The following is a 13,719-nucleotide window of genomic DNA, read 5'->3' as shown; positions in this document are numbered from 1 at the left end:
CCGCTCCCCCCCCCGCTACTCCCCCCCCCGCGGGGGCGCCCCCCGGGGCTCCGGCGCCCCCCCCCCGGGGGGGGGCGCCCCCCCAAATCGGGGGGCCCCCCCCGCCGCGTCCGTCCCTACCCTGAAGTCGACTTCACGACACGGGGGTACGGCGATGACAGCGCATACCGATCGTGCCCCGGAAACCCCGGCGGAACGACCGGATCTCACGGCCTGGCGGCAGCGCCATGCCATCCGGCGATCCAATGCGGCGCAGCCGATTCCGAGTGGGCGCGCGTACAAGCGCACCGCCAAGCACCGCAAGCGCGAGGGCTGAGTTTCGAGGGCTGAGTACAGCTTGTCCGTCAGCTCGGCGGTCGTAGCGCCGCGAACTCGTCCGTCACGCGGATCTCGTTGTCGGCGAAGCGATACACCGCCGCGGGCCGCCCGCCCGCGCGGCCGGGGGAGGCCGTGTCCCCGGTCGGGGTGATGACGCCGCGCCGGGTCAGCACCCGCTGCAGGTTCGTGGTGTCCACGTCGTATCCCAGTGCGGCGCAATAGATTTCCCGCAGGGTCGACATGGTGAAGCGCTGCGGGGCCAGCGCGAACGCCATGTTCGTGTACGAGAGCTTGGCGGCCAGCCGGGTGCGCGCGTGCTCGACCACGATCCCGTGGTCGAAGGACATGTCCGGCAGCGCCGAGACCGGGTGCCAGCGGGTGTCCGGCGGCAGCTGCGGATCCGCGGTCAGCGGAACCAGGCCCAGGTAGGCCGAGGCGATGCGGCGGTCACCGGGCACCCGATCCGGGTCGCTGAAGACCGAGAGCTGTTCCAGGTGCGTCAACTCGCGCACGTCCACCTTCTCTGCGAGCTGGCGGGCCGCGGAGGTGTCCAGATCCTCGTCCGTGCGCAATTTGCCGCCCGGCAGGGACCAGGTGCCCTTGGCGGGGTCCAGTGCGCGCTCCCACAGCAGTACCGCCAATTCTGTCCGCTGACCGGGCGGGCAACGGTGTTCATTGGCGGGCGCACCGCCCTGACCTGCGGTGACATCTCCGGGGAAGCGGCGAACCTGGTACACGGCGGTGAGCGTTTCGTGGATGGTGCTACGATGGGCCACGTTTTCGATTCTAAGTCGAAAACCGATTGGATGCGAATCGGCGATGGGGCCGAGCGCATGAGAGAAGGAGCCAGCCATGGCTGCACCCGGTGCGACGATGACGCTCGCGGAGCGCATCACCGATGGACCGTCGGGATTCGGTGGCGTCGATGCCACCCCCGAGTGGGCTCAGGAGGTCAAGCGACTGGCGCGCGAGCGCAATGCCACGATCCTGGCGCACAACTACCAGCTGCCCGAGATCCAGGACGTGGCCGATCACGTCGGCGACTCCCTCGCGCTGTCCCGCATCGCCGCCGAGGCCCCCGAGGGCACGATCATCTTCTGCGGCGTGCACTTCATGGCCGAGACCGCCAAGATCCTCAGCCCGGAGAAGACGGTCCTCATCCCGGATCAGCGGGCGGGCTGCTCGCTGGCCGATTCCATCACCGCCGAGCAGTTGAGCGAATGGAAGGCCGAGCACCCCGAAGCCCTGGTGGTGTCGTACGTGAACACCACGGCCGCGGTGAAGGCGCTCACCGACATCTGCTGCACCTCCTCGAACGCCGTGGACGTGGTCGCCTCCATCGACCCCGCCCGCGAGGTGCTGTTCCTGCCCGACCAGTTCCTGGGCGCGCACGTCAAGCGCATCACCGGCCGCGAGAACATGCACATCTGGATGGGCGAGTGCCACGTGCACGCCGGCATCAACGGTGACGAGCTGAACGAGCAGGCCCGCACCCACCCGGACGCGGAACTGTTCGTGCACCCCGAATGCGGTTGCGCCACCTCGGCGCTGTACCTGGCGGGCGCGGGCGAGTTCCCGGCCGACCGGGTGCACATCCTGTCCACCGGCGGCATGATCGACGCGGCCAAGGCGGCGAAGTCGAAGCAGGTCCTGGTCGCGACCGAGGTCGGCATGCTGCACCAGCTGCGGAAAGCCGCGCCCGGCATCGACTTCCAGGCCGTGAACGACCGCGCCTCCTGCGCGTACATGAAGATGATCACCCCCGCGGCGCTGCTGCGCTGCCTCCTGGAGAACCGCGACGAGGTGCACGTCGACCTCGAAACCGCCGCCCTGGCCTGCGGTTCCGTGCAGCGCATGATCGAGATCGGCAACCCGGGCGGCGGGGAATAACCATGTCGCCCCAGATCCCGGCGGCCAGGCCCGCCGGGCCCCGGGCGACCCCGGACGGCCCCCGAATCCGGTTGCCCCGCCCGCTCATCCGCCCCACCGGCACCCGCCTCCTGACCGGCTGGCGACCCGAAACCCCGTTGGCCCGCACAGCCCGCGCGGCCATCACCCCCCTCACCGCCGCCGTCGCCCGGCTCGTCCGTAGCAACGCTGTCGTGCGAGGGCGCCCGGCACGAGACTGTGCCTGCGCGCCGCTGGTCGGCTCCGAATCCGCCGGCAGGAACGCGGCCGGGCATCCGGCGCGGCGCGACGATGATGTCGCCGAACGTGTTTCGCCGTCCCGGCTGATCGATGCGATCGCCGGGCGCGATTTCGCTCCGGACGGTGATCTCCGGCGGGAGTCCGCCGGCCACGGCCGGACGGAGTTCAACCAACCTGCCGCGTTGACTGCCACGCGCGACGTGGCCGGAACGGCATCGGGCGGAACGGAACTCGGCGCTCTCGCGGCGTCGAGCGAGGTTCGGGCCGGTGACTATCCCGCCGGGACGGCTGTCTGCCGCTGCGGCACCGGAGCGCCGGAGCGGCGCACGACGGCTCCGGGGGTGCTCGGCCTGCCGGCCGGATCGCGCCGGATTCCGCCGGGCGGGCGCGGTTTCGCGCTGGTACCGGTCGGCGCGCGAAAGGAAACGTGATGGGTGGCTTGCCTGTCGAGTGGGAGGCCGAGGTCGACCTCGTCGTCGTGGGGGGCGGGGTGGCAGGGTTGACGGCCGCCCGGACCGCCTCGCTGCGGGGGTTGCGGGTGCTCACGCTGAGCAAGGGCGGGGCCACCGACACCTCCACGCAGTACGCGCAGGGCGGGATCGCCGTCGTCGCGCCGCACGGGGATTCGGTGGAATCGCACGTGCGGGACACCGTCGTCGCGGGGGCCGGACTGTGTGAGACCGACGCCGTGCGATCCATCGTCGAGGGTGGGGTCGACGCCGTCGCGGCGCTGACCGACCTCGGGGCCGTGTTCGACCTCGGGCGGGACGGGGAGGTGTCGCGGACCCGCGAGGGCGGGCACAGCACGCGGCGGATCATCCACGCCGGGGGCGACGCCACCGGGGCCGAGGTGCAGCGGGCGCTCAACGCGGCCGGGCTGCCGATCCTGTTCGGGGCCGCGGTGGTCGAGATCGTGACCGGGCCCGAAGGGGTGCGCGGCGTGATCGCGGTGTCGGACAAGGGTTTCGGGCTGGTGCACGCGCCGGCCGTCCTGCTGGCCACCGGTGGGCTCGGGCAGCTGTACGCGTGCAGCACCAATCCCCCCGGGGCCACCGCCGACGGCATCGCGCTCGCGCTGCGGGCCGGCGCGTTCGTCTCGGACCTGGAATTCGTGCAGTTCCATCCCACCGTGCTCTTCACCCCGGGCGGGCTCGGCAGACGCCCGCTCATCAGCGAGGCGGTGCGCGGCGAGGGCGCGACACTCGTGGACTCGCAGGGTGATCCGGTCATGGCCGGGGTGCACCCGCGCGGTGATCTGGCCCCGCGCGACATCGTCTCGCGCGCCATCGCCGAGCGCATGCGCACCCTCGGAACCGATCACGTCTACCTCGACGCCCGTGCCCTGGACGGCTTCGCCGAACGCTTCCCGACCATCACCGCCTCCTGCCGGGCCGCCGGGCTCGACCCGCGCACCGACCTCATCCCGGTCGCACCCGCCGCGCACTACCAGTGCGGCGGCGTGGTCACCGACACCCACGGCCGCACCGCGGTTCCCGGCCTCTACGCCGCGGGCGAGGTGGCGCGCACCGGCTTGCACGGCGCGAACCGGCTCGCCTCCAACAGTCTCCTGGAAGGCCTGGTCGTGGGCGAACGCGTGGGCGCGGCCGCCGGCGAACGCGTGGGCGCGGCGACCCGCATCGACCCGGCGGAACTCACCGGCGGCGCGCCGCACGCCCTGCCGCGCGCCGATCGCAAGCTGTTGCAGGAGTTGATGACCGAGCAGGCCGCCGTCGTGCGCGACGGAGACGGCCTGCGCGCGGGGGTGCTGCGTCTCATCGGGCTGCTCGCGGAGTCGCCGGACCCCGACGGGCAGGTGCGCGCGGAGTCGACGGCCGCGATCGTGCGCGACCTCGAGGACGCCGCGCTGACCCTCACCGCGCGCGCACTGCTGCTCGCCGCGTCGGCCCGCGCCGAATCCCGCGGCTGCCATACCCGTTCGGATCATCCCGAGCCGCGCGAGGAGCTGCGCCGCAGCACCGTCGTCCGGCTCGGCGCGGACGGCCGTCCGCAATTGGTCACCGACGGAACAGGACTCGCGCCGACGTGGCGACGCGACCCGGCCCCGGCCGCCCGATGACCCGCCCCCGCGCCGGCGCGCTCGCCGAACGAGACCGCGCCGCGAACCACCCGCACGGCCGCGAGCACCGTCGGGCCCAGCGCATCTCGCGCCGCGCCGACGGCGATACCGCCGGCCGGGACTTCGTAGAAGGAGTGCTCCCATGACCCTCGACGCCGGACTCGATCGCGACGAGGTGCTCGCGCTCATTCGCACCGCCCTCGATGAGGATCTGCGCTACGGCCCCGACATCACCACCCTGGCAACGGTTCCCGCCGATGCCGTCGCCAAGGCCGTCATGGCCTCGCGTCAGCCCGGTACCGTGGCCGGTCTCGATGTGGGCCTGCTGGTGCTGGACGAAGTACTGGGCGAAGGGAATTACGAGATCACCGAGCGGGTGCCCGACGGGACCCGGGTGCGCCCGGGCGATGCGGTGCTGCGCCTGGTGGCCCCGACCCGCGGTCTGCTCACCGCCGAGCGCACGCTGCTGAACATCGTGTGTCACCTGTCCGGAATCGCCACCGCGACCGCGGAATGGGTCGACGCGGTGGAGGGCACGAAATGCCGTATTCGCGACAGTCGCAAAACGCTGCCGGGTCTGCGTGCCCTGCAGAAATATGCGGTCCGGGTCGGCGGCGGCGTGAACCATCGCATGGGATTGGGCGATGCCGCGCTCATCAAGGACAACCACGTCGTGGCCGCCGGGTCCGTGGTCGCCGCCCTGCGCGCGGTAAAGGAATTGAATCCCACTATCGAATGCGAAGTGGAAGTGGACAGCCTCGAACAACTCGACGCCGTTTTGTCGGAAAACGTCGAATTGGTGCTGCTGGATAACTTTCCGCTGTGGGCGACGCAGGCGGCGGTGCAGCGCCGGAATACACGCTCCCCGCGGACGATTCTCGAATCGTCGGGCGGCCTGACCCTCGCGGATGCGGCGAATTACGCGGGCACCGGCGTCGATTACCTCGCGGTCGGCGCACTGACCCATTCGGTCCGCGTGCTGGACCTGGGTCTGGATATGTAAGGGCAGGAAAGCCTTACAAAATCGCCGGAACGGCGGCGCGCTCGGCTAGCGGTTGTAGCTGGGCGCGTCGGCCATCCAGCCGGTGCCGCCGCAGGCGGAGCAGAAAATCGTCGAACCGTCATCGGCATAGCCGAATGACCCGCTGGCATCGCACATTCCGCAGTATCGCCACCCGCGATTGGGCGCGACGGTATCGAAAAAGATATTCAGAAAGCCCTGGATCGCCATTCGCAAGCACCCCTCGCTCGGACACCAAACGAACCAAGCCTGCGCGTTTGCCAGAAATTAGTCCAGCGGTTTCCAGGGCTCTTTACAAGCCGAATTCGTGCGGATCCAGATGCAGAGCCTGGCAAGCTTCCTTGACGGCAGCAACTTCATGGGCATCGAAACTGCCGTCGGCATTACCGATCATGATGCCCATTTGCACTACGGCCCGTGCCTCGGTGGGTTTTCCGGTCGCCTTGGCGATCTGCTGCATGACATAGGCCCGCCCGAATGCCGGATCCATGGTGATGCGATTGCAGTTGTCCTCGAACAGCGCTCGCAGTTCGTCCGTGGGAAAGTGCTGCAGGATCGGATCGGCGCCGATGAGCTGGGCCACGCGCATGCGCTCGGCGGGATCGATGCTGCCGTCCGCCGCCGCGACCAGCGCGCAGATGCCCATGGTGGCATCGCGGAAGGTCCCCCCGCGCAGTTCGTTTCGCTTGGTGAGCAGCTGCTCGCGCCACTTCGGCGCGCTGTCGAGCAGGCGGCTGATCGAGGTCGCGTTGGACATGAGGCGGTGCAGGAAGGCCATGACACACTCCGAACTGATTTCCCGGACCCACAGACCCCCGCGTGGTTGTCCGGACTGCGCTTGCGTACCGAACGACCCTAACAGTGGGTGCCGGGCGGACGCTGAGAAAGCTCCGGGCGATCCACCGGCGCCGCAAGGATTCCGGTGAGCAGCGCGATCGGGTCGGTGTTCGCGGGCAGATCGCTGACCTGTCCGTCGCCGACCTCGATGACCCGCCAGCTGCCGTCCGTGCGCCGCGCGAGATCGGTGGTGACGAATGGGGCACCGAAAGTGCTTACCGCCGCCGCGAATTCGTGGACGGGAGCATCGGGCACGAGGTCCGGGGTATCCGGGTGCGCGGTCACCAGCACGGGTTCTCCGCGCACCCACCACACCCGGGCCTCGGCCCCGGTGAATTCCTCGAAGGCGCGCAACACAATTCCGCCGGTGAGGAATTCGCCCTGCCGTTCGGCGAAGGTTCGCACGACCCGTTCGAGCCGGTCGGTATCGGCCAGGTCGGGCACGAAACACGCACTGTCCCACTCGTGTTTGCGTGATTTCACCCAGTCCTTGACGATGGCCGCGCCGCGCGGAAGATTCGCGGCAGCGGCGGCGAGCGTCGTCGATTCGGGCGCGCCGTCACCCGGAATCCACGCACTCGCGGGGGTGTGATCGGTGAAATGCGGATACCAACAAGGGAATTCGTGTCCACGCCGGTATTCCACGGCCGGCGTCGATAGTTCGGCGCCGCGCTCGCGTAACCCTGTCTCGAGGTCGGCGTAGCGATCGGCCGGAATCATCCAGCCGCGATAAACGAGCCGCGCGCCCGACTCGGGCACCGCCCGCAGCGCCGCACCGAGATCGCCCCGCAGCAGCGCGTCGTGATCGATCCGGACCACGTCCGCGCCGAGTTCCCGTGCGGCGACGGCCTCCCGCGCGAAATGCGGATCCACCCGTGTGCCCCGCAGCGGGTCCGCCGGCACGAGCAGCCCGGACACCCGCGTGTCGTCGATCTCCCCCATGCGGCTCACCGTACCCGGCCGCAGAGCGACCGGGTCCGCGCCCGGATCAGCCGCGGCCGGGGTGCGCACGAGCCGACTCGAACAGCGCGGCTGTGGATGTGCGGACAGCGATGTCTGCGTGCCCCGGGGCCGGTCCGCATCCGCGCGCCCCGTGAATCTCCGCGCGCTCCCGGGAAGCGCGCGGCCGCACGGATCGACGGACGCTCGGCCGGTTCGGAGTCGGCGGGTTCGGGTTCAGCGATCGTCGTGGCGGGGCGGTGCGCCGAAATCGACTCGTCAGGCGGTCAGTTCGCGTTCGAGCGGGGTTCGGAACCGGGGGACCGGGCGGACCTCGCCGTACCAGGTGGTGCGGCGGGCGGCCTCGGCCTCGATCAGTTTCTCGGCGTCCGAGCCGACGTCTTCCAGTAGCCGCCAGACGATCTCGCCGGTGCCGCGCTGGGCCCAGCCGCCCACGATCCGGCCGTTCCAGAAGATGCTCGGGCCGATATTGCCGTTGCGGTCGAACAGCGCGGGGCCGTGCTCGCCCAGATACCAGTCGCGGGACTGCCACCCCATCGGGGTCGGGTCGAGAGCGGGCAGCAGGGACACCCACGGTTCGGGAGTGGACACCGGATCCAGATCATCGGCGAGCAGCAGTCCGGTGCCGCCGTCCAACTCGACCTCGACGGTGTCCAAGTGGGTCAGGGCCTTGCGGACCTCGGTCAGGCTCCAGCCCGTCCACCATTTGATGTCCGAGATCGGGGCCGGGCCGAAGGTGCGCAGCCACTGTCGCAGCAATTCGGTGCGCGCGGTCTCGGCGGTGATCTCCGGAATGCCGCCGGGCAGCCAGGATTCGATGGGCGACCAGGTGTACTGGCTCGAACTCCACGAACCGTTCGGCCGCCCGCGCACGATGCGGCCCTGGCAGCCCAGGATCACCAGGATCCAGGTGGTGATGCTGGTGGGCTTGGAGTACGACTTGCCGGGTGCGGCGTCGATCTGCGTGCGCAGGCGCGGCACATCCTTGCTGAGCTGCGCGCCGGTCGCGGCCCCGCGCGCCAGCAGCGCCGTATGCGTTTCCTCCTCCACCTCGGCCAGCCACGCCGCGACGTCGCCGTCCACGACGCCCGCGTTCTCGATGAAGCGGCCGTAGGTCTTGCGCTGCTTGTGCGCCAGCGGTTCCGCGCACGAGGCCTGCAGCGCGGGGACGAGTTCGGCCGGCGCCACGAACATGGTGCGCCGCATGGCCAGCATGCGCAGCAGCGTCCGATCGTCGTACAGCGCTTTCTCCACGTGTGCGGGTTCGAGTCCCCGCGTGCGCGCGGCAACGGACAGGAACACCGTGGCCGGATCGGTGGCGTGCAGCACCACCATCGAGCGCGCGGCGGCCTCCGCCGTCTCGACCCGGGCCGACTCGGCCAGCCGATGCCTGACCCCGATCCGGGCTCGTCGCTGCTCCACACTCATCGAACGCATGGGCGAATCCTAGCCGGGTCGCCGGACGGCGGGCCCGGCGTGCGGATCGGGCCGGACTCGGCGTCCGGCGTTCGCGGCCGGAGTGCCCGCCACCGAGCGGTGCGGCGACCACCCGCGCGAGCCGCGTCGCGTGATCGGCCACTGCCCGCGCGCGGCACGGCGCCGAGGTACACCGCACCCGTGCTCGCGCGTGTCATGATTCCGCGATGCGACACGGGATTCGGCGGCTCTCGGTGAGCACCATGGTCATGGCGGGCGTCCTGGCGGCGACGATCGTTGCCGCACCCGGTGTTTCGGCCGCGCCGGAGAGAGGGTTGCGGGTCGACATCCGCCCGGTGAGCCTGACCGTCGACGGCGAGACCGCCACCGGCCGGGTCTACGAGCCCTATCGCAGCACACCCGGCGACCTGAACCCCGGCAGCCTGGTCGTGGCCGTGCACGGTCACGCGGGCAGCGCCGCCGACTTCCCCGACTACCTGTCCTCGATCGTGCGCCGCACCGGAACCCCGCTGCTCACCATGGACCAGCGCTCCGCCGAGAGTCGCTGGCGCACCGGCGATTGGAACGTGTGGGCGGGCTGGCGCGACACCGTCACCGCCACGCGGTGGTATCGCGACGAGCATCCGGACATCCGCCGCACCGTGCTGTGGGGCTGGAGTCAGGGCGGGCTCACCAGCGGCCTGGCCGCCGCGTACGCCCCGCCCGGCACCTACGACTACTGGGTGAGCACCTTCGGCCAGGCGGACGATTTCAGCTCCTGGCTCGAAGGCCCCCTGGCCGCCCCCGACCTGCGCGCCCAGATCGAACGAGACGCCGGCGACTGCGCGCCCTGGGCCTGCCCCGGCGCGTACATCGCCCGCTCCCCGGCCCTGCTCGCCCCGCGAATCACGGTGCGCCGCACCATCCTGCTGCACGGCACCGCCGACACCCTGGTCCCGTTCACCTCGTCGGTGGAGATGCGGGCGGCCCTGGTGGCCGCGGGCAAGTCGGTCTCCCTCTACACCGTCATCAGCGGCCGCGACCTCGACGGCACCGTCGCGCCCGCCGGGCACGGCGTCGGCCCGGTCTTCTTCGAATCCGGCTGCGTGGTGGAACGCCTGCTCCTGGAAGACGAACCCCGCAACAGCGACTATCTGATCGACGTCGCCAACAACATCAACACCGCCCCCGACGCGCCCGCCGGCGCCAAATGCGCCGCGTGAGCGGGCCGGGTCGCATCGCGCTAGTCCGCGCTCACCGCCTCGACGATGTTCAGCCGCGCCGCGCGCAGGGCCGGCGGAATCGAGCCCAGCAGGCTCAATGCCAGTGCGGCGAAGGCGAATACGGCCAATAACGGACCGGGGCGGGCGGTGATCTGCAAGCCCATCATGTCCCCGGCCAGGTAGGCGTACAGGACCTGGTTGCCCAGGCCGAACACCACGCCGAGCGCGGTCCCGGCCAGCCCTATCCCCGCGGCTTCGGCCAGCACCATCTGCAGCGCGAAGCGGCGGCTGGAACCGATGGCCCGCAGGATGCCCAATTCGCGGCGGCGTTCGAGCAGCGCCAGGGTGAGGGTGTTGAGCAGGGCCATCGCGGCGATGAACGCCACCAACACCAGCATCACCCGCGAGAGCACCAGGCCCTGCTCCATCGACCTGCTCACCCCGTCCAGCGCGGCATCGCCGGTGTACGCGTGCACCTCCGGCGGCAGGGCCGCGCGCACGTCGGCCAGCAGCCGCTCCCGGTCGCCGCCCGGCACGCCCTCGACCTGCAGCGTGCTCGCGCCGGGCCGGTCGAACCACTCCCGCATGAGCGCCAGACTCATGGACGCGGCCCCGGTGAGCGCGGAGAAGTAGGGGATCGCGGCCAGCACCCGGGTGCGCTGCTCCCCGGTGGGGGTCTGCACCGGGATCTCGTCCCCGGCCGAAACCCCCAGTGTCCGAGCCAGATCGCGGCTGATCACCACGCCCTCGCCCGCGAGCAGCCGCTCGTGGGTCTCCGCGTCCAGGGCCGCGGTCATGGCGAAGTTGCCGCCCGGCTCCACCCCGTAGATCAGCGCCTTGGTGCCCGCGAAGGTCGCGAACGCCAACTGCCCCTGCACCACCCGCTCCACCCCGGGCACCGCCGCGACGCGCTCGGCCACCTCCGCGGGCAGCAGCGGGGTGGGCACCAGGTCCTCGGGGGTCACGCTCACCCAGAGATCGCTGTCCGCAAGGGATTCGAAGGTGTCGCGCGCCGAGCGCACCGCGTCGGCATTGGCCCCGGTGATCGTCAGCGTCATCGTGACCGCGATGCAGACCGTCATGGTGGTCGCCCACACCCGGCGCGGCGCGCGGTCGATGTTCACCCCGGCCAGCACCCCCGCCCGCCCCAGCCTGCGCGCCAGCGCACCCGCCGCGCGCACGATCGGCCCGCCGAGCGCGAACGCCAGCGCGATCTCGGCGGCGAACGCGAAACCCAGTCCCACCGCGGCGAACAGCCCCAGGTGGGCGCGCATGACGAGCACCGTCGCGACGCCGAAAACCACCGCCAGCACCCCGGCCACGACCCGCGCCCGCACCGGCACCCGGTCCGAGTGCGCCGCCCCGACCGGCGCCAGCGCCTCCACCGGCGCCATGCGATAGATCTGGCGCGCCGCCAGCGCGGTGGCCAGCACGTTGGTGAGCACGGCCGCCACGATCGCCGCCGGAATCGCGTACCAGGGCAGCAGGTACTCCAGCCGCGCCTGCAACATCTGGGTGAACGCGGCAGGCAGCAGCCCGATGGCGTAGCGCCCGGCCACCACGCCCAGCGCGGAACCGATCGCCCCGCCGACGAGCCCGAGCACCGCGGCCTCGGCCAGCACGTCGCGCACGATTGTCTGCCGCCGCCCGCCGATCGCGCGCAGCATGGAGATCACCGGCCGCCGGCCCGCCAGCGCCATGCTCATGGTGTTGTAGATCAGGAACGCCGCCACCACGAACGCGATGCCCGCGCCCATGGCCGCCATCAGGCGCACCATGAGCACGCCGTTTCCGTTCTGCGCGGCGCGGATCGCGGGTTCGCCCACCAGCGCCCGCCCGGCCACCGCGGCGGTGACCGCCGAACGGACCTGTGCGGCATCGGCATCCGGGTCGGTCACCAGCAGCACGGAATCGACCTGCCCGGCCCGCCCGGTGACGAGCTGAGCCAGCGGCAGCGGCGCGATCAGGTAGTGCCCGTCGTTGAGTTCGCCGCCGTCGTCGCCGAGCACCGCCGCGACGGTGACCCGCCCCGAACGCAGCTGTACGACATCGCCTTTCGCGTATCCGGCCGCCGGCCCCGCCAGGACCCCGCCGGGTACGGTCGCCAGCGCGGTGAGCCGGTCCTCGTCCAGCGCGCCGCCGAGTCCGCCGCCGAGCTCCCGCGCGGTGGCGTCCAGCCCGAGCAGCAGCAGCGGATCGTCGTCCGGCCCGGCATTGGCCCGCAGCACGGGAGCGGCGGTGCGCACGCCCGGCACCGCCGCAACGTCCGCCCGCACCGCCTCGGCGAACCCGGCGTCGGTGACCCCGGAGACCTCCAGCGCGGCATCGCCCGCCAGCCCGGCCGGATCCGCCGACCCGGTCAGCGAACCGGAGATGCCGAGCACCGCCACCAGGAACATCGACGACACGGCCATCACCACGATGGATCCGGCCGTGCGCCCCCAATGCGTGGTGAACTCACGAATATGCAACAGCCGTAGGCGATCCAGCAGCGCGATCATCGGCCCAGGCTATGGGCCGTGAACTGTGACTGTCCATGATCGCGGCCGCCGGAACAGGCGCGCGCCCTGCGGGGTTGCACGGTGCGGAACGTCAGTCGAGGAGAGGCAGCGATGAGCACACCGGTGGACCCGTCCTACACCTGGAACGGCGCGGAGCTGGACCTGGAGGCGTACCTGGCCCGCATCGGGTACGCGGGGGAGCGCACGCCGACCCTGGCGACCCTGCGCGCCCTGGTCCACGCGCACACCACGAGCCTGCCCTTCGAGAACCTGGAGATCCTGCTCGGGCGCGGTGTTCCGCTGGACGTGCCCGCGCTGCAGGACAAGATGATCCGCCGCCGGCGCGGCGGCTACTGCTACGAGAACGTCGGCCTGTTCGCGGCCGCGCTCGAACGCCTCGGCTTCGAGTTCACCGGGCTGGCGGGCCGGGTCAGCATGGGCGCGAGCGGTTTACGGCCCGCCACCCACGCCCTGCTGCTGGTCACCCTCGACGGCGAACGGTGGCTCTGCGACGTCGGATTCGGGGCCGGTCCGCTCGCGCCCGTCCCGCTGGTCCAGTCGCCCGGTGAATTCGCGCTCGGCGCATGGCGTTTCCGCCTCGAACGGGGCGCCGGCCCGCTCGGCGGGGAGCTGTGGACCCTGTACCAGTTCGGGCGTGACGGCTGGGTGGATCGCTACAGCTTCACCCTGGATCCGCAGTACCGCATCGATTCGGCGGTCGGCAATCACTTCGTCTCGACCTCGCCGCGCTCGCCGTTCACCGCCCGCCCGTTCGTCCAGCGCTTCACCCCCGAGGTGCACGAGGTCCTGGACGGCCTGACGTGGACCACCGAGTTCCCGGACGGCGGCGGAACGAGCCGGGAGATCGAGCTCGCCGACCTGCCGAAGGTGCTGCTCGAGGTCTTCGATATCGAACTCGACGCGCCCGACGCGGCGGCGCTCGTGCGCGGGAGCTGGATCACACCGCCGGAATAGGGTTGAAGCGGCAAGTCGAAAGGCTTGCGGTGTAGGAGAAATGGTGTAAATCGGACATTCAATTGACCGCGCCCGCCACGACGTGCCGGTGAGCACCCGCTCGGCCGCGTCGTTTCCGTGTCGGCCGCGCAAGTTCGTGTCGTGTCATGAAGGCGCTCTGAGCTGCGGAATCGCGTGCACTGCGGCACAATCGAAACCGGATTGCGGCGCAGATCTCACCGAGATCTCGCTCATATCTCACGC

General features: G+C 71.1%; 13 protein-coding genes. 7 read left to right on the top strand and 6 right to left on the bottom strand.

The window, feature by feature from the left end:
• Positions 1 to 154 precede the first annotated feature (154 nt).
• Entirely contained in the window at positions 155 to 316 is a 162-nt protein-coding gene (locus tag ACFVBH_RS36990) for a hypothetical protein (protein ID WP_379009028.1), read from the top strand.
• Between the two features lie 28 nt (positions 317 to 344).
• Here the strand turns inward: ACFVBH_RS36990 and ACFVBH_RS36985 are convergent, their stop codons facing one another.
• Entirely contained in the window at positions 345 to 1,094 is a 750-nt protein-coding gene (locus ACFVBH_RS36985) for an NUDIX domain-containing protein (protein ID WP_354991252.1), read from the bottom strand.
• A 76-nt stretch (positions 1,095 to 1,170) separates the two neighbouring features.
• Here ACFVBH_RS36985 and nadA point away from each other — a divergent pair, with 76 nt between their 5' ends.
• The 4 genes from nadA (at position 1,171) to nadC (ending at position 5,546) form a co-directional block, all read left to right on the top strand.
• Entirely contained in the window at positions 1,171 to 2,208 is a 1,038-nt protein-coding gene (nadA, locus tag ACFVBH_RS36980; RefSeq protein WP_379009025.1) for a quinolinate synthase NadA, read from the top strand.
• 2 nt (positions 2,209 to 2,210) lie between these two features.
• Positions 2,211 to 2,897 carry a hypothetical protein gene (locus ACFVBH_RS36975; protein WP_379009022.1) on the top strand — a complete coding sequence of 229 codons (687 nt, stop codon included), beginning with the start codon at positions 2,211 to 2,213 and terminating at the stop codon, positions 2,895 to 2,897.
• The gene (locus ACFVBH_RS36970; RefSeq protein ID WP_379009020.1) at positions 2,897 to 4,543 is read left to right on the top strand and encodes an L-aspartate oxidase; all 1,647 of its coding nucleotides are present in this window, start codon (positions 2,897 to 2,899) and stop codon (positions 4,541 to 4,543) included. Before ACFVBH_RS36975 ends, ACFVBH_RS36970 begins: the two co-directional genes overlap by 1 nt.
• A gap of 142 nt (positions 4,544 to 4,685) precedes the next feature.
• Positions 4,686 to 5,546, top strand: coding sequence for a carboxylating nicotinate-nucleotide diphosphorylase (gene nadC, locus ACFVBH_RS36965; RefSeq protein ID WP_354991256.1), 861 nt, complete (start codon positions 4,686 to 4,688; stop codon positions 5,544 to 5,546).
• Between the two features lie 45 nt (positions 5,547 to 5,591).
• Here nadC and ACFVBH_RS36960 read toward each other — a convergent pair whose 3' ends face one another.
• The 4 genes from ACFVBH_RS36960 to ACFVBH_RS36945 form a co-directional block, all read right to left on the bottom strand.
• Complete coding sequence (locus tag ACFVBH_RS36960; RefSeq protein WP_354991257.1) at positions 5,592 to 5,774, bottom strand: hypothetical protein; 183 nt, start codon at positions 5,772 to 5,774, stop codon at positions 5,592 to 5,594.
• An 82-nt stretch (positions 5,775 to 5,856) separates the two neighbouring features.
• Positions 5,857 to 6,342, bottom strand: coding sequence for a TerB family tellurite resistance protein (locus ACFVBH_RS36955; RefSeq protein WP_354991258.1), 486 nt, complete (start codon positions 6,340 to 6,342; stop codon positions 5,857 to 5,859).
• A 77-nt stretch (positions 6,343 to 6,419) separates the two neighbouring features.
• Entirely contained in the window at positions 6,420 to 7,343 is a 924-nt protein-coding gene (locus ACFVBH_RS36950) for an ATP-grasp domain-containing protein (protein ID WP_379009015.1), read from the bottom strand.
• A gap of 276 nt (positions 7,344 to 7,619) precedes the next feature.
• The gene (locus ACFVBH_RS36945) at positions 7,620 to 8,798 is read right to left on the bottom strand and encodes a winged helix DNA-binding domain-containing protein (protein WP_379009012.1); all 1,179 of its coding nucleotides are present in this window, start codon (positions 8,796 to 8,798) and stop codon (positions 7,620 to 7,622) included.
• A 206-nt stretch (positions 8,799 to 9,004) separates the two neighbouring features.
• Between ACFVBH_RS36945 and ACFVBH_RS36940 the strand changes: the two genes are divergently transcribed.
• A complete protein-coding gene (locus tag ACFVBH_RS36940) occupies positions 9,005 to 10,000 on the top strand; it encodes an alpha/beta hydrolase family protein (protein WP_379009010.1) in 996 nt (331 codons plus the stop codon).
• Positions 10,001 to 10,020: 20 nt separating this feature from the next.
• Here ACFVBH_RS36940 and ACFVBH_RS36935 read toward each other — a convergent pair whose 3' ends face one another.
• Positions 10,021 to 12,501: an FtsX-like permease family protein gene (locus ACFVBH_RS36935; protein WP_379009008.1), complete on the bottom strand. Its 2,481-nt coding sequence runs from the start codon at positions 12,499 to 12,501 to the stop codon at positions 10,021 to 10,023.
• Between the two features lie 111 nt (positions 12,502 to 12,612).
• Between ACFVBH_RS36935 and ACFVBH_RS36930 the strand changes: the two genes are divergently transcribed.
• Positions 12,613 to 13,476 carry an arylamine N-acetyltransferase gene (locus ACFVBH_RS36930; protein WP_379009006.1) on the top strand — a complete coding sequence of 288 codons (864 nt, stop codon included), beginning with the start codon at positions 12,613 to 12,615 and terminating at the stop codon, positions 13,474 to 13,476.
• The last annotated feature ends 243 nt before the right edge of the window (positions 13,477 to 13,719 follow it).

It is taken from the genome of Nocardia sp. NPDC057668 (genome assembly GCF_042799795.1).
Classification (GTDB): domain Bacteria; phylum Actinomycetota; class Actinomycetes; order Mycobacteriales; family Mycobacteriaceae; genus Nocardia.
The sequence above is the reverse complement of the archived record's forward strand: the minus strand, read 5'-3'. Positions and strand labels throughout refer to the sequence as shown.

Coding starts and splice junctions, on each gene's coding strand:
- ACFVBH_RS36990 (WP_379009028.1), top strand. CDS start 155: ATGACAGCGCATACCGATCGTGCCCCGGAAACCCCGGCGGAACGACCG.
- nadA (WP_379009025.1), top strand. CDS start 1,171: ATGGCTGCACCCGGTGCGACGATGACGCTCGCGGAGCGCATCACCGAT.
- ACFVBH_RS36975 (WP_379009022.1), top strand. CDS start 2,211: ATGTCGCCCCAGATCCCGGCGGCCAGGCCCGCCGGGCCCCGGGCGACC.
- ACFVBH_RS36970 (WP_379009020.1), top strand. CDS start 2,897: ATGGGTGGCTTGCCTGTCGAGTGGGAGGCCGAGGTCGACCTCGTCGTC.
- nadC (WP_354991256.1), top strand. CDS start 4,686: ATGACCCTCGACGCCGGACTCGATCGCGACGAGGTGCTCGCGCTCATT.
- ACFVBH_RS36960 (WP_354991257.1), bottom strand. CDS start 5,774: ATGGCGATCCAGGGCTTTCTGAATATCTTTTTCGATACCGTCGCGCCC.
- ACFVBH_RS36955 (WP_354991258.1), bottom strand. CDS start 6,342: ATGGCCTTCCTGCACCGCCTCATGTCCAACGCGACCTCGATCAGCCGC.
- ACFVBH_RS36950 (WP_379009015.1), bottom strand. CDS start 7,343: ATGGGGGAGATCGACGACACGCGGGTGTCCGGGCTGCTCGTGCCGGCG.
- ACFVBH_RS36945 (WP_379009012.1), bottom strand. CDS start 8,798: ATGCGTTCGATGAGTGTGGAGCAGCGACGAGCCCGGATCGGGGTCAGG.
- ACFVBH_RS36940 (WP_379009010.1), top strand. CDS start 9,005: ATGCGACACGGGATTCGGCGGCTCTCGGTGAGCACCATGGTCATGGCG.
- ACFVBH_RS36935 (WP_379009008.1), bottom strand. CDS start 12,501: ATGATCGCGCTGCTGGATCGCCTACGGCTGTTGCATATTCGTGAGTTC.
- ACFVBH_RS36930 (WP_379009006.1), top strand. CDS start 12,613: ATGAGCACACCGGTGGACCCGTCCTACACCTGGAACGGCGCGGAGCTG.